Source organism: Paenibacillus aurantius, assembly GCF_032268605.1.
In the GTDB taxonomy this organism is placed as follows: domain Bacteria; phylum Bacillota; class Bacilli; order Paenibacillales; family NBRC-103111; genus Paenibacillus_AO; species Paenibacillus_AO aurantius.
The window spans coordinates 4922243-4936005 of the sequence record NZ_CP130318.1 but is presented as its reverse complement, the minus strand read 5'-3'; the positions used below and the strand labels follow the sequence as shown (position 1 = coordinate 4936005).

Sequence of the window (13763 nt, the reverse complement as noted above, 5' to 3'; positions counted from 1 at the left end):
TTATCAACCCTCCCGCACCTTATCGGAGGAAGGGGCTTTGAGCCTTTTTTTGTTCTGGTACATCTCGGCGTCAGCCCGTTCGATTAACGCCTCGGGGCTGAGCTTACTTCCGGGCAGGCTGCGGGTCAACCCGCAGCTTGCCCTTGTTTCGTAGGGCTTGCCGGCGGTGCGGTTAGCCTCCAGAAGGCCGTACTGCATATGGTCCCACCTTTGGCCGGCTTCTTTCAGTCCGCCTCGAAGGACCATTACGAATTCATCCCCTCCAAAGCGGAACAGAAACTCGCCGGGACGCAGATGCTGCTGCATAACCCCGCTCGCCGTGGCGATCAGGTCATCGCCTTCGGCATGACCGTACCGGTCATTGACCTGCTTTAACCCATTAATGTCCACGAAGCCTAGCACGAAGCCGCGGTGGGTCCGTTCCGACTCCTCCAATTCCCTCTGCAGAAGAAGCATGCCCTGCCGGCGGTTCAGCACTCCGGTCAATTCATCCGTGGTGGCATGGCGGGTGAGCTCGTCCTCCAGCCGCTTGAGCTCCGAAATGTCCGTCATGCCGATCAGCACGCAGGCTTCCCCCGCATAGTCCATCCGTTCGTAGTTGACGATCACCCATCTTGTCTCCCCGGAAGGCAGCGTTACGGGAAGCATCCGGTTCGGAATGCGCCCGTTCTGTTCCAGGCCGGCGGCAATCTCCAGACGGTCTGTCTCATCCCGGTACAAAAGGGAGGAGACGGGAGCCTCGCGGCCCTCCTCATAGAGCCCCAGCCAATCCTTCGCTTTGTCATTGTGCAGGATCACTCTTTCTCCGTCCATGCTGGTGAGCACGAGGGGAAGGGGATTGATCATGAACAGCCGGCGGAGGTGCTCCTCCTTCTCTTCGAGCATAACCCGGTGCCTGAAATTTTTGAACCGCAGGCGGTCGAACGTGAAAACCGCGACCACGCTCATCAAGGCGGCAGCCGATGTGTTGATCTGCTTGGAGACGAGGGCAAAGGGGTCCCGGCTGACGTGCGCCAGCAGAAGGAGAAACAGGGCGTGCCCCGCTGCCACTATAACAAGGAAGGGAACAGGCCGGTAGGGGAGCAGCACGGCGACGGCAAAGAGGATGACCACATAGGCATCGACATTCCCGGTCAGGCTTTGGCTGTTAAGCGACGCCAGAATCCCTCCCCCGAGATATAAGCAGGAATATGCAGTAATCACGACAGAAGGGGAAAGGCCGAACCGGTGGCCGGTCATCCGTTTGCGCGGATAGGGCATCAGGTACAGCAGGGAAAGCAGCAGTCCGATGACATGAATGGCAAGAAGGATGTAACGAAAGGAAGCGGGAGACGCGTCCCGGTACAGGAAGAAGTCGGCATAAAGCTGAAAAGGAGCCAAAGCCAAAAGGAGAAAAGAGGAGTAACGGAGCCTCTGAAGCATTTGGAGATCCCGTTCCTGTTGGTACCGTCCAAGATCGAGGGGCTGGAGGGAGCGGCGGGCGGTGGTTGGCAAAGAAGTCACTCCTCGGTTGCTTAAGTAGATAAGGGTATTTTACCATATTTTGTCGAAAGATAGACGGGTTCGGCAGAAAAAGCAGGAAAAAAGTCCTTTCTTCTGACGTGCCGGTGCGGGGGCCTTGCTTAGTTCCAGGGGCAATCGGGTAAAAAAGGGTAACGAGATTGCCGGGGGAGGGACAAGGATGCGTACCATTAGAAGCTTCCTGCTTGTGCTCGGGCTTATGCTCAGCCTGGTAATGCCGGCTTTCGCCGCGACTACAGGCCTGGTGCATGACGAGGCCGGAATGTTTCCTGCAGGAAATAGTAAGACCTTAGAAGAGACCGCGCAAAAGGGCGCTTATACCTTTCATATTCTGACCGTTACCAGTTTAAAAGGAGAGGAACCGCAGGCCTATGCAGACCGGGTGTACCGGGAGTGGGGGCTCGGCCCTGAAGATATTCTGCTGCTCCTTTCCCGGACGGACCGGCGGGTGGAGATGAACTTTCGCAATCCGGAGCTGCTGCGGAAGCTCGAAGCGCGCATGGGGCGCTCCCAGCCGATCGACGCTTTTGTGGCGGAAGAATTCATTCCCTATGCCCAAGCGGGGGATTTCACCGGCGGGGCGGTTAATTTAATGCGGGCGGTTCAAGAGCTTCCGACTGCCCCGGCCGCCGGGACCGGGTCGGCTCCCGAAGGTATTCCGTCGACGAACCGGACAGGGAGCTCCGGCTTGCCTGTCGGCCCGCTCGTGCTTGGTCTGGCCGCAGCTGCTCTAGCCATGTATCTTATGTACAGCTGGCGGATGCGGGGCCGGCTGGTCCGCCTGCGCGGCGAGGCGGAGTCCACGTTCGTGGCGATCACCCGCACGTCCGAGGAACTGAGGGAGTACATCGGACTCGTGCAGGGCGAGACGGAGAAGCTGGTTCAGGCCGCCGACGGGAAGTTGACGGATTTGACCGTAAGGGCGAATGAGCTGGTGTCTGCCTTGAAGGAGCATGGCGGTTCTTTCCTGAACGCAGCCGGTCTAGGACGGTTTCTGGGCGAGATGGAAGCCCGCCATGCTTCGTTGAAGTCGGAATACGATGAGGTCCATAAGGAAGTCGAGCATCTGGAGAAGGTCGACAAGTCCGTTAAGAGCAAGGTGACCGACCTGTCTTCCCGGCTGCAATCCCTGAAGGCCGAAACGGACAAGCTGGCGCAGGAAAATAGCTTCCCGTTAACGGAGCTTTACAGCCGGCTGGACGAACTGGAGAAGGCCATTGCCCAGGCGGGGGAGCTCGTCCCCTTTGATCCGGTGGAGGCCGAGAAGGCGGGCGGGGAGGCGGAAGCGGTCCTGACGATGCTTGCGACCGATGTGCAGGACGTCGGCCGGTATGAGAAAGACCGCCGGGCGTTTCCCGATTCGGCGGGCCGGATCCGGGAGGAGGTGGGCCGCCTTATCGCGGAGCATCGGCTGAAGCTGCCGGACTTCGATCCTTATGCCCGCCTCGAGCGGGCGGAGAAGCTGTCGGGAGAGCTCCTTGCCGCGCTGCAGGCCGGAAGGATGGAGGAAGTCCGCCGGCTGGCGGAGGAGCGGGACGGGCTTGCCCGGGAGGCGCTCGACCGGACGAAGAGACAGGGCGAGCTCCGGGAGCGCAACCGCGCCGATCTGGCCGGGCTCGAGGAAAGGATCCGGAGGATCCGGCAGGAGGACAACGGTCTTCAGGCAGAGCTTAGCCGGGTGAGGGCCGAGTATGACGAGACCCATTGGCGGGAGCTGCTAAACCGGGAGAGTGTGGTGGAGCAGACTCTAAGCGAAATCGACCGGGGGCTGCCATCGATCCGGACCGAAACGGATGAGGAGCACCAAGCGTTCGAGGCGGCCCGGGAGAAGCTCGATGCCCTGCTTACAAAAGCTTCCTCGGCCGAGAGCTGGCTCGAGGAAGCCGGCCGTCTCGGCCGGGAGCTCGACCGGACGCTTCAGAGCCTGAGGCTCCGGAAGCAGGAGGCTTGGCAGACGTACAATGGGCTGCTGGAAGCTGTCCGAAGCCGGGGCCTCAGCCTGGCGAGCTCCTCCGGACTCGGCGGACTAGCCGGGCAGCTCGCAGCCTGGAACAGCCGCTCGGAAGGCGCGCTGGCTTCCGCCCCGTACAACCTGGCGGAGGCCGACCGGCAGGTGTCCGGGCTGACGGAAGCGGTACGAAGCTTCGCTGAGCTGGCGAACCGGCTGGCTTCCCAGAAGGAAGCGGCCGAGCGCGCGCTGCTGGAAGCGGATGCCCGCTACCGGGCGATGCAGGGCCCCTTCGGGGGCTCCTCCTACGGGCGGTCCTACGCCTCCATGAGGCAGCAGGCCAGACAGCTTCTCGAGGCCGGCGCCTATCAAGAGGCCTACCGGCAAGGGAGCGAGCTCCTTCAGCTGGTCGCGGCGCTGGAGCTGCAGAACCGGCCAGCCGCCGGCCCGGGGGGCTTCGGCTATCCCCGCTCCCGCGGGGGAGGCGGGTATTCGGGCGGCGGGTCCTGGGGCCCCGGCTCGTCGGGACGGTCCTCCGGAGGAGGAAACTGGGGCGGGGGCTCATCCGGTAACCAATCCGGCGGCTCCAAGTGGTAGGCATGGTGAGACGCATCCCAAGCGTGAGCGCGGGACGCGTCTTTTTTGATCAGAAAGCTAATGGGTGATAATCTGTTAGCAATGTTTTCCTGGATGAGATTCGTCCCGGAATTTTGTTGAGAACTTGAGGAGGATAAAGAAAATGTCCTATCCCATCATTAGATCGGTTCATCATGAGGAGTTAGCCGCTCTCCTTGAATTGTACAAGCATCTTCACCAAGAGGATGATCCCGTTGACCTTGAACAAATCAGCGGACTATGGGAGGAGATCCTAAAGGACGAGATGATGAAGATCATGGTAGCGGAAGTTGAGGGCCAGATCGTTTCCTCCTGCGTCGTCACCCTAATCAAGAACCTAACTAGAGGGGGACGGCCTTACGGCTTGATCGAGAATGTGGTCACCCATTCCGATTTCAGAAAAAAGGGTTACGGTAGAATGGTTTTAAACAAAGCGATAGCTTACGCCAAAGAGAGGCGCTGCTATAAGCTCATGCTTATGACGGGCTCCCAAAGAGAAGAGATCCATACTTTTTACAGCAGGTGCGGCTTTCAGAAAGGGATAAAGACAGGTTTTCTTATGAAGATGGGGTAATAGGCAAACTTCTGATAGTAGATAGGGAGTTAACCGTCCTTCCCATGGGGGCGGTTTTATTTTGCTATTATTATAAACAAGGATAATAAACAAAGCCTTGTCCTTTAAAGAACACCGGCTTCAACCGCATCGCGCAGCGCAGGGTACAGGGGGCTGAACCCAAACCGATCCCGAATTTTAGTTGTGTCTACGAGCTGCAGCCAAGACCAATCAAGGGGACGATCCTTTGCGGTCTCGTCGATCGGTTCGTGGTGGATCTTCATAATTTCGGCTGCCGTCACCGGCTCACCGTCGGCTACATTATAAATTTGCCCTTCGCTATTTTTCGCTTCCATGGCAAGGATAACCGCCTGGGCTACATCCGTATGGTGGACCAGGTGAATCCGCTGTGTATGGTTCCAGTGGCGAAACCATTGCAAGCCTTCCGCCAGGTGCGGATCCCCCTCCCCGTATACAAAAGCCAGCCGAAGAATTTGCACGCCTAGACCGTGGTCACGGTGAAGCTCCATCAGGGCATGCTCGGCCGCAGCTTTGGCCCTCGGATAGGGGGCAGCCGGGTTAGGAGGATCCTCCTCTTGGAAAAGCCTGCTCTGACCCGGGCCGTAGACAAGATTAGTGCTTGCAAAGAGGAAACGTGAAACACCTGCCTGCACAGCCGATCGGGCTAAAGCCAGAGTCCCTGCCACATTAACAGCCTGTGTTTCCTCTGGGGTTGCGCCGCGGAAAAAGGCCCCCAAATGAATAACGGCATCCCGGTTAAGGACGGCATGAGACAGGGAGTCCGGCTGAAGCAAATCCCCTTCTATCATCTCCGCGCCCTGATCCTTCAAAGCTTGGGCTTGGGATGGCTGCCGGACCAGTACACCTACGGAATATCCGCGCTGCAGCAGACGCGGGACAAGCCGGCTTCCCACACGGCCGGTGGCACCTGTAACCAAAATCTTCATTTAACTTTCTCCTTTATCCGTTTTATTTTTTGAGCCGGGATGATACCATTCCATTATTAGGTATAGTTTATCGTAGGACCAGATTCAGTTTATCGTAGGATGGGAAGAGTCAGGATAGGGGGAAGCACAATGGACGATTTAGAGAGGCGGGAAGCTCTAGCCGATTTTCTAACGACACGCAGGGCCCGTTTGTCCCCGGCGGATGTAAATCTTCCTTCAACCAGCCGTCGTCGGACGCCCGGACTGAGACGTGAGGAAATAGCCCAATTGGCCAATATCGGAACCTCCTGGTATGTGGCCTTGGAACAGGGGAGAAACGTTCATCCCTCTGAACAAGTTTTGGAGAGCCTGGCCGAGGCGCTTCAACTGACTTTTGCTGAGCGCCGGCATCTGTTCCGGTTGGCCCAGCCGTTATCCTCGACCCTAACGAATACTCCGCCGGAGGAAACCGTCAGCCCTTCCTTGCGGCAGGCGGTACAAGCCCTCAATCCCCATCCCGCCTACATCATAGGAAGACGGTGGGACCTGCTGATCTGGAACAGGGCCGCGGAGCTTGTTTTTTCCTTTTCGGATATAGCTCCTCCTCATTCACGAAATTTAATTTGGCGGACCTTCACGAGTCCCGTGTTGCGCCGGCATTGGAATTGGGAGCAGCTTGCCCAAAGTCTGATTGCTCAGTTTCGCGCAGACTGTGCGCGTTACCCGGGAGATCCGTGGTTCGGGGAATTGATCGAAGATCTCAAGCAGAACAGTGAGGAATTCTCCTCATGGTGGTCCCGCCATGATGTGAAAAGAATCCCGGATGGTCTTAAGCAAATGGAGCACGAGAAGCTAGGGGCCCTCGAATTTGATCATGTCACCCTGGAGGTTGCTGACGGAACGGATCAGAAGTTCATTCTTTATACCTGTGCATCGAAGACCTCTGCCAAGCTCTCGCCGCTTTTGGAAAGGTAATTAGCCTCTCTCATTTCGTTCCCCTCCGATGTCACAAATCAGAGCCTTGCGTTGTTATATGGGCAAAACGCAAAAGGAGCTGGGGAAAGATGAACGACTTGACCTGTATAGTTATCGGAGGCGGCCATGTAGGGCTGGGAGCGCTCAAAGCGATAAAGGAAGAGACCCGGGACATGGCGGGCGGGCGGCGGATTCGGTTTATTCTGATCGACAAGCAGCCCGGTCATGTGCGCAAAATTCTTCTGTTCCGTCCGGCCGTGGGCGAGGAGCAGATTATGATTCCCTGGACGCACTATTCGTTTTTCGAAGGGGTTGAATTCATCCAAGGTACGGTTACGTCCGTGGACAGCAGAGGAAAACAGCTTCACTATGAGGATGGGCAAGGGAAGGAGGCCCGCCTGGATTATGACCTTTTGGTCGTAGCGATCGGCAGCATCGTTCGGCAGCCGAATCCCGATCAGGGCGGCATCGCTCTGACCGACCTGCAAACCGCGGCGGACATCCGGAGGCGCTGGCACGCCAACCTGCAGAGAGCTGCCGGCGAGACGAACCCTGCGGAACGAAAGCGGCTGATGTCCATAGCGGTTGCGGGAGCGGGCATCAGCGGTGTAGAGACATCCGCCGAGCTGGCTCTTGAGATGCGGAAGGAAGCCTCGTCTCTAGGACTTACCCCATCCGATATCTCGGTCTATTTGCTGAGTGGAGAGAAACGCTTATTCCTGGAAGGATCCGAGAAGGTTGGACGTAAATTGGATCAGATCCTCCGAGAATGCGGCGTAACCGTACTTTACAACCGTAAGGTGATGCAGGAGGAAGCAGGAGGGGTGACGCTCAGCAATGGGGATCGTCTGCCGGTTGGTCTATGCATATGGACGATTGGTCTGATTCCGAATCCGGCCCTTCGCCAGATGGGCTTGCCCCTTACCCCTGATGGCCAAGTGCTGGTGGATGAATGCTATCGCGTCAAGGGGGCGCCTGGCGTCTACAGCATTGGAGACTGTGCAAGAATTGTCGATCCGAGAAACGGCAAGGCGGATCTTATGAGATGCGGAGAAGGCGGGCTGCAGGCCGATCGGTTGGGGAAAATCCTGTTATCCGATCTGGAGGGCCGCCCCGCGCCGGTTCACAAATCCCCGAGTTCCATCTTGGAATTCTTCTGCATCGGTCTGGGGGAAAACCGCGGATTGGTGTGGGGACGCAAATGGGGACTGGATATGATCATAACGGGAAAGCTGGCGTGGAAAATCCGCAATCTGGCATGGGATGCAGGCAGTAGGCTTCGATAAAAACAAGAGACCAAGCTCAACAGCCCGGAGAAGGGAAGAAGGCGAATGGAGGAACTGTACGATCAATACAAAGCGCTGCTGTTTACACTGGCGTATCAATTGACAGGCTCGGCGGCAGACGCGGAAGATGCGGTACAGGACGTGTTTGTTAAGGCCTGCGACGTGCATCCCGAACGATTGGAGGAGCCGAAGGCGTATCTGTGCAAAATGGTAACCAATCACTGCCTTAATCAGCAGAAGTCGGCGCGGAAGAAGAGGGAGATGTATGTAGGGCCTTGGCTGCCCGAACCGATTCGGACACAGGAGACGGATACGCTCGAGATGACGGTCGTCCGCCGCGATCTGCTGTCTTACGCCATGCTGGTCCTGTTGGAGCGGTTGACGCCGGCAGAGCGGACAGTTTTCGTCCTGCGTGAGGGGCTGGGCTTCGATTATCCCGATATTGCGGAACTGCTCGGCAAGCAGGAAGCGAACTGCCGCAAGCTGTTAAGCCGGGCCAGAGGCAAGATGGGAATATCCGAAGAGGAGCCGGTTGCGGCGGAAGCGGTGGAAATGGAATGGGTAAGCCGGTTCCTTTCCTCTCTCGAGCAAGGGAACGTCGATCATATGATGTCTCTGTTGACCGAAGACGTCATGCTCGTCTCCGATGGAGGCGGCAAAGTAACCGCGTCGACGCGTCCTCTGCAAGAGCGCGATCGCGTGGCTCGGTTCCTGCTCGGCGTGTTTAAGAACGCCCAGTCCTTTTATCCGAATAGTCTTCAATTCGAGAGGGCCTCTCTGAACGGGGAGGCCGGAATCGTCTTTCGTTCGGGGAATGAAACGCTGGGCGCCATGTTTATCCAGCTCCGGCAAGGTAAGCTTGCCAGAATCTATTTCGTAGTGAACCCGGATAAGCTTGCCCGGGTTTAAGCAGTCGGCTGGAGCCCCCATCCCTCGCTGTTATGACCCATCGAAAGAACAGACAGCTTGTAAACGAGCGCGTACGCAAATAAACAGGCAGCCGCCCTGGCTGCCTGTTTTCTTCTTCTTCTGCTAGCTTTGCTGGTTCTCCTGCATCTTCAAATACTCCCTCATTTTGTGGAGATAGGCCGGCGCGTCCATCGGGTCGGTGATTAGCTCGATAATGCTCATGCTTTCCGCGTTCCGCCGGGCTGCCTCTTCAATGGCGTCATCCAACTCGCCGTTGGTTCTTACCTGGACGGTGTAGGCGTCTCCGCCAAAGGCTTCGACCAGCTTCGTATACGACCACTGGGGAATCTCGTTGTACTTCTGATTCCGGGTTTTGACATTCAGGTATTTCTCGATCGTATACCCGCTGTTGTTCAGAACAAAAATGATGGGGTGGTACCCGCCAGCCAACAGGGAGCTTATTTCCTGAACCGTCAGCTGCAGCGCCCCTTCCCCGGTAAACAACAGAACGCGGCGTTGGCCGCCCGCTACACTGGCCCCGAAGGCAGCCGGAGTGGCGTAGCCTATGCTTTCCCAGCCGGCCTGCGCGATGTAATCGACTCCCTGGGGAAGCCGAACCTGGGACAGGCCGTAAGTCAGCGTGCCCGTGTCGACCACCAAGATGTCGTCTTGCTTCAGCATCCGCTGGAACCGCGGGTAGTAGGAGGCCGAGGTAAGCGGCTCATCGGCTCCGCCGGTGACCGTGTCATACGGAAAAGAAACCTGCGGAATGCCCGCTTTCGGTTGAAACCCGACAGCCTGAAGGGCGGACAGCATGTCTTCCGCTTTAATGTTCCGGTAGGCGGCTTCCCCTATTTGCACATGATCCGGCTGGATCCGGATCATGCGGGAGGATTCCAGCTTGGCGGTAAAGTTAGCGGTGTTGCTGTCCGACCAGACGACCCCGACGGCTAGGACACAATCCGCCTCTTCCACCACGGCGCTAACCTCCTGGCTGCCAAACGCCCCGCCATACATTCCGATGTAGTTAGCGTGGCTCTCATCCAAAGAGCTCTTGCCGAGCATCATAGATGCCGTAGGAATCTGCATGGCTTCCGACAGCTTCTGAACCTGGGGGCCGAGCCCGTACCTCTGCACCGGATGATCCGCAAGAATCACCGCGCTCTTGGCGTTATCCAGCAGCCGACGGGCATGAGCCGTAGCCGCTTCCAGCGAGCTGGCGTTCGTTTGCTTGTCCTCGGGTTGAAAAGAACGGGGCACGATGGGCTGCGTCACCTGATCGATCGCGACGACCAGATAAACCGGTTTTTTCCGTTCTTTGGCTATTCGGATAGCGGCCGGAATTTCGATGGCGGCGTTCTGCGGGGTGACCACCGCGGTGTAGGCGGTAATCGGCTCATACACTTGGCGGAAAGCGTCGTAGTTGCCGTCATGCAGAGTATGGTGAAGCAGCTTATGCTCCTGCTGGAGCATGGATTTGGGCGAACCTACGATGTGAATGACCGGTACGCTTTCACTGTAAGAACCGGCGATGGCATTGCACGCGCTAAGCTCCCCGACGCCGAAAGTCGTAATGAGGGCCGCCATTCCTTTTATCCTGGCGTAGCCGTCGGCTGCGTATCCAGCGTTAAGCTCGTTGCGGCCGTTAATGAAATCGATGCCTTCGTACTGCTCCAGAGCATCGAGCAGAGTAAAATTATAGTCTCCCGGGATTCCGAAAATCTCGCGGATACCCTCCTTTTTAAGGCAATCCAGCAAAAACACTCCCAGTGTGACAGATGATTTATCCTGTTCTTCGGTCATTTTACTTCTCCTTTCCCTTCGGTCTCCTTACTTATTACCCTTGTTATTCGGCTTTATCCAAAAAACCAGAGTAACCGGGAACCGGTTCCCCTCTGGGGTTCATTCCGTGTTTGGTAGGATAAGGATTGGCTCTCAAGAGGAGGAAGTAATGTTATAATATGGATAATGGGGATTTAGGAACCCCTAGCATGGTCACAGAACAAGGGAGGTACGTTGTTGAAGAAGGACGGGAAGCCGGACTCCATGCGAGAAAATTTGGTGATCGCCATTCCGATTCATTTTGCAGCGTGGGTGAAGATCCTTTATTCTGGAGCTTTGAGCCGTTAAATGGGTTCTTGCTCCCCAATGTCAACAACACGCCTGCCTTTCTTACGCTGTCCCAATGGACGGCCCAGTCTTTACTGGTCATGAATTTATTTGGTTGCCTGATCCAGAAGGTCGTAAAGAAGTTCAATGGCTCGGTCACGGAATGGAAATTCTCTGCTCACCTTATTTTCACTATTGTTCATATCCTGGCTGTTGGGGTTCTGTCGGTTGCCCTCTTAGGGTTCGAGGATTTGTAGGAATAGACCGACGAAGGAGGCTCCGGATGAGAGCATTTCCGATTGTTCTGTTAGTTAGCTTTTTGTTGACGGGCTGCACCACTGCTGAAGAGAAATTTACTTCGAAATGGGTTTCGAGTGATGAAGGACTATACCAGGTCTATCTCGTTTACGCCGACAGCGCACAGATGAAGCTTTCTTTTAACAAAGCACTGCTCGATCTAAACCCCTACCAATCGAAAATAGAGAATATTATCGGGATGTACGACATGCCGGAGGCAAAGGAGGCATTCGGGCTTCAACAATTCCCCGCGGCCTTGGTTTTCGATTCGGAAAAGCTGCTCCTTAAGACGTCCAGCTACGCAGAACTGCAGAGGTTTTTTAGGAAGGCGGAACTAAAAGGCTGGATCAGCCACGATCCCTCCTTATTGCCGGTACCCCGGAAGAGAGAAGTTACGGTGGCAACGACCCGTTTTCCCTGCCTTCCAGCTTTCAAGAATTCATCCCGGATTGCCTAAAAAAAGATTGCGAAGGAAAGGGGTTTCATGATATCGTGAGAATAAGCGCTTAACCTCATCTTAAAAACCAAGGCCATTTCTTTATTCGGCCAGTGTAGAAACAGAAAAATTGCCTCCGGCAAGCCTAACCTTATATATAAGCAGGCCGGTAAACGGCAGGTGCAGCATAGTCCTAAATAAATTAGTAAAAAGACAAACGCTTTTTTTTACGGACAAGATTAAGCGCTTAATCCATTTGAAGGAGGACGCTCATGGGAACCATTAGGCTGACGATGGCTCAGGCTCTGCTGAAGTTTCTGGATCAGCAGTACCTGTCGGTCGATGGCAGGGAAACGAAGTTCGTGCATGGAGTGATGGGCATTTTTGGCCACGGGAATGTGACCGGCATAGGGGAGGCGCTGGAGCGGAGCCCGGGGAGCCTTGTGTACATCCAGGGAAAAAATGAGCAGGGAATGGTGCACGCAGCGGCGGCCTTCGCCAAGCAGAGCGCCCGGCGCCGGATCATGGCCTGCACCACCTCCATCGGCCCCGGCGCGCTTAACATGGTGACCGCGGCGGCCACCGCCACCGTCAACCGCATTCCCGTGCTCCTGCTTCCGGGCGATAACTTCGCTTCCCGGCAGCCGGATCCGGTTTTGCAGCAGCTCGAAGTGCCGGGGGACTATACGGTCTCTGCGAACGACCCGTTCAAGGCCGTCAGCCGGTATTGGGACCGGATCGTCCGACCGGAGCAGCTTATGTCCGCCGCGCTGCAGGCGATGAGGGTTCTGACGAACCCGGCGGAGACCGGAGCCGTAACGCTGGCGCTCCCGCAGGATGTGCAGGCGGAAGCCTACGACTACCCGGAGGAGTTCTTCACCCGGCGGGTTCATTATGTGGACCGGCAGCCGGCTTCTAAGGAAGCGGTAAAGCGCGCAGCGGACCTGCTTCGCGGGAAGAAGAGACCGCTCCTGATCGCGGGAGGCGGGGTTCTCTACTCCGGAGCGATGGAGGAGCTGAAGGAATTTGCCGAGGCGTTCCATATCCCGGTAGCCGAAACCCAGGCGGGCAAAAGCTCCCTGCCGTGGAACCATCCCCTGAATACAGGAGGGGTTGGGGTAACCGGCACGAGCGCCGCGAACCGGCTCGCCCGGGAGGCCGACCTCATCATCGGCGTCGGGACGCGCTACTCCGATTTTACGACCGCGTCGAAATCGGCGTTCGGTCATCCGGAGGTTCAGTTCCTGAACCTCAATGTAAGCGCCTTCGACTCCGCCAAGTGGGGAGGGGCGGCCATACAGGCCGATGCGGCCGAAGGCTTGGCCGCCTTGCGCGAGGCATTAACCGGGGAAGGCGATTCCCCTTACCGTTCCGGGTATGCCGAAGGGGAAATCGCGGCCTTAAAGCGGGAATGGGAAGCGGAAGTGGACCGGCTGTATGCACTGGAGCATGAAGAAGGACTCGCGCAGACCCGCGCCCTCGGCGTCATCCAGGAATCCATCGGGGCCGGCTCCGTCGTCGTATGCGCGGCGGGAAGCCTTCCGGGGGACCTGCACCGGCTGTGGAGGCCGGAAGAGCCGCGCACCTACCATATGGAATACGGCTTCTCCTGCATGGGCTATGAGGTAAGCGGAGCCTTCGGCGCCGCACTCGCCGATCCGGACCGGGAAGTCTATGCCCTCGTCGGGGACGGCAGCTACCTGATGCTGCATTCCGAGCTGATCACGAGCCTGCAGGAAGGCCGCAAAATCACCGTGCTGCTGTTCGACAACCACGGCTTTCAATGCATCCACAACCTGCAGCGCGGGCACGGAAGCGACGGCTTCGGCAACGAATTCCGCTACCGTGAGAAGGAAACGGGCCGCCTGACGGGCGGGTACCTGCCGATCGATTTCGCGGCGCATGCCCGCAGCCTGGGGGCCGCATCCTACAAGGCCAGTACCGCCGAGGAGCTGCGCCAGGCCATCGCCGATGCCAAGAAGGAGAACCGGACGACGCTGATCGAGATTCCTGTCGTTCCGGGAACCAACACGGACGGCTATGAGTCGTGGTGGAATGTGGGCGTGCCGGAGGTGTCGGAGAGCGGGAAGGTCGTCGAAGCCCACCAGGAAATGAAGAAACGGATTCAAGCCGCTAAACCATTCTGAATGAGAGGAAGATTCCATTT

11 protein-coding genes are annotated in these 13763 nt (G+C 57.2%); 8 read left to right on the top strand and 3 right to left on the bottom strand.

Annotated elements, in window-relative coordinates:
- Positions 1-3 precede the first annotated feature (3 nt).
- Positions 4-1494, bottom strand: coding sequence for a GGDEF domain-containing protein (locus MJA45_RS22305; RefSeq protein WP_315604099.1), 1491 nt, complete (start codon positions 1492-1494; stop codon positions 4-6).
- A 187-nt stretch (positions 1495-1681) separates the two neighbouring features.
- On the opposite strand from MJA45_RS22305, the gene MJA45_RS22300 reads away from it, so the two are divergent.
- Both MJA45_RS22300 and MJA45_RS22295 read left to right on the top strand, forming a co-directional pair.
- Entirely contained in the window at positions 1682-4066 is a 2385-nt protein-coding gene (locus MJA45_RS22300; RefSeq protein ID WP_315604098.1) for a TPM domain-containing protein, read from the top strand.
- Positions 4067-4190: 124 nt separating this feature from the next.
- A complete protein-coding gene (locus MJA45_RS22295) occupies positions 4191-4658 on the top strand; it encodes a GNAT family N-acetyltransferase (protein ID WP_407083066.1) in 468 nt (155 codons plus the stop codon).
- A 104-nt stretch (positions 4659-4762) separates the two neighbouring features.
- On the opposite strand, the gene MJA45_RS22290 is transcribed toward MJA45_RS22295, so the two are convergent.
- On the bottom strand, positions 4763-5605 hold the full coding sequence (locus tag MJA45_RS22290; RefSeq protein WP_315604096.1) for an NAD-dependent epimerase/dehydratase family protein: 843 nt from the start codon (positions 5603-5605) through the stop codon (positions 4763-4765).
- Positions 5606-5734: 129 nt separating this feature from the next.
- Between MJA45_RS22290 and MJA45_RS22285 the strand changes: the two genes are divergently transcribed.
- The 3 genes from MJA45_RS22285 to sigJ all read left to right on the top strand — a co-directional run bounded on the left by MJA45_RS22285 (position 5735) and on the right by sigJ (position 8754).
- Positions 5735-6559, top strand: a complete 825-nt coding sequence (locus tag MJA45_RS22285) for a helix-turn-helix transcriptional regulator (protein WP_315604095.1) — start codon at positions 5735-5737, stop codon at positions 6557-6559.
- Positions 6560-6648: 89 nt separating this feature from the next.
- Positions 6649-7845, top strand: a complete 1197-nt coding sequence (locus MJA45_RS22280) for an NAD(P)/FAD-dependent oxidoreductase (RefSeq protein ID WP_315604094.1) — start codon at positions 6649-6651, stop codon at positions 7843-7845.
- Positions 7846-7890: 45 nt separating this feature from the next.
- The gene (gene sigJ / locus MJA45_RS22275; protein ID WP_315604093.1) at positions 7891-8754 is read left to right on the top strand and encodes an RNA polymerase sigma factor SigJ; all 864 of its coding nucleotides are present in this window, start codon (positions 7891-7893) and stop codon (positions 8752-8754) included.
- 123 nt (positions 8755-8877) lie between these two features.
- On the opposite strand, the gene MJA45_RS22270 is transcribed toward sigJ, so the two are convergent.
- Positions 8878-10557, bottom strand: a complete 1680-nt coding sequence (locus MJA45_RS22270) for an alpha-keto acid decarboxylase family protein (protein WP_315604092.1) — start codon at positions 10555-10557, stop codon at positions 8878-8880.
- Positions 10558-10745: 188 nt separating this feature from the next.
- Between MJA45_RS22270 and MJA45_RS22265 the strand changes: the two genes are divergently transcribed.
- The 3 genes from MJA45_RS22265 (at position 10746) to iolD (ending at position 13743) form a co-directional block, all read left to right on the top strand.
- Complete coding sequence (locus tag MJA45_RS22265; protein WP_315604091.1) at positions 10746-11120, top strand: hypothetical protein; 375 nt, start codon at positions 10746-10748, stop codon at positions 11118-11120.
- 26 nt (positions 11121-11146) lie between these two features.
- Positions 11147-11617, top strand: coding sequence for a hypothetical protein (locus tag MJA45_RS22260; RefSeq protein ID WP_315604090.1), 471 nt, complete (start codon positions 11147-11149; stop codon positions 11615-11617).
- A gap of 251 nt (positions 11618-11868) precedes the next feature.
- Positions 11869-13743 carry a 3D-(3,5/4)-trihydroxycyclohexane-1,2-dione acylhydrolase (decyclizing) gene (iolD, locus tag MJA45_RS22255; RefSeq protein ID WP_315604089.1) on the top strand — a complete coding sequence of 625 codons (1875 nt, stop codon included), beginning with the start codon at positions 11869-11871 and terminating at the stop codon, positions 13741-13743.
- Positions 13744-13763: the final 20 nt, after the last annotated feature.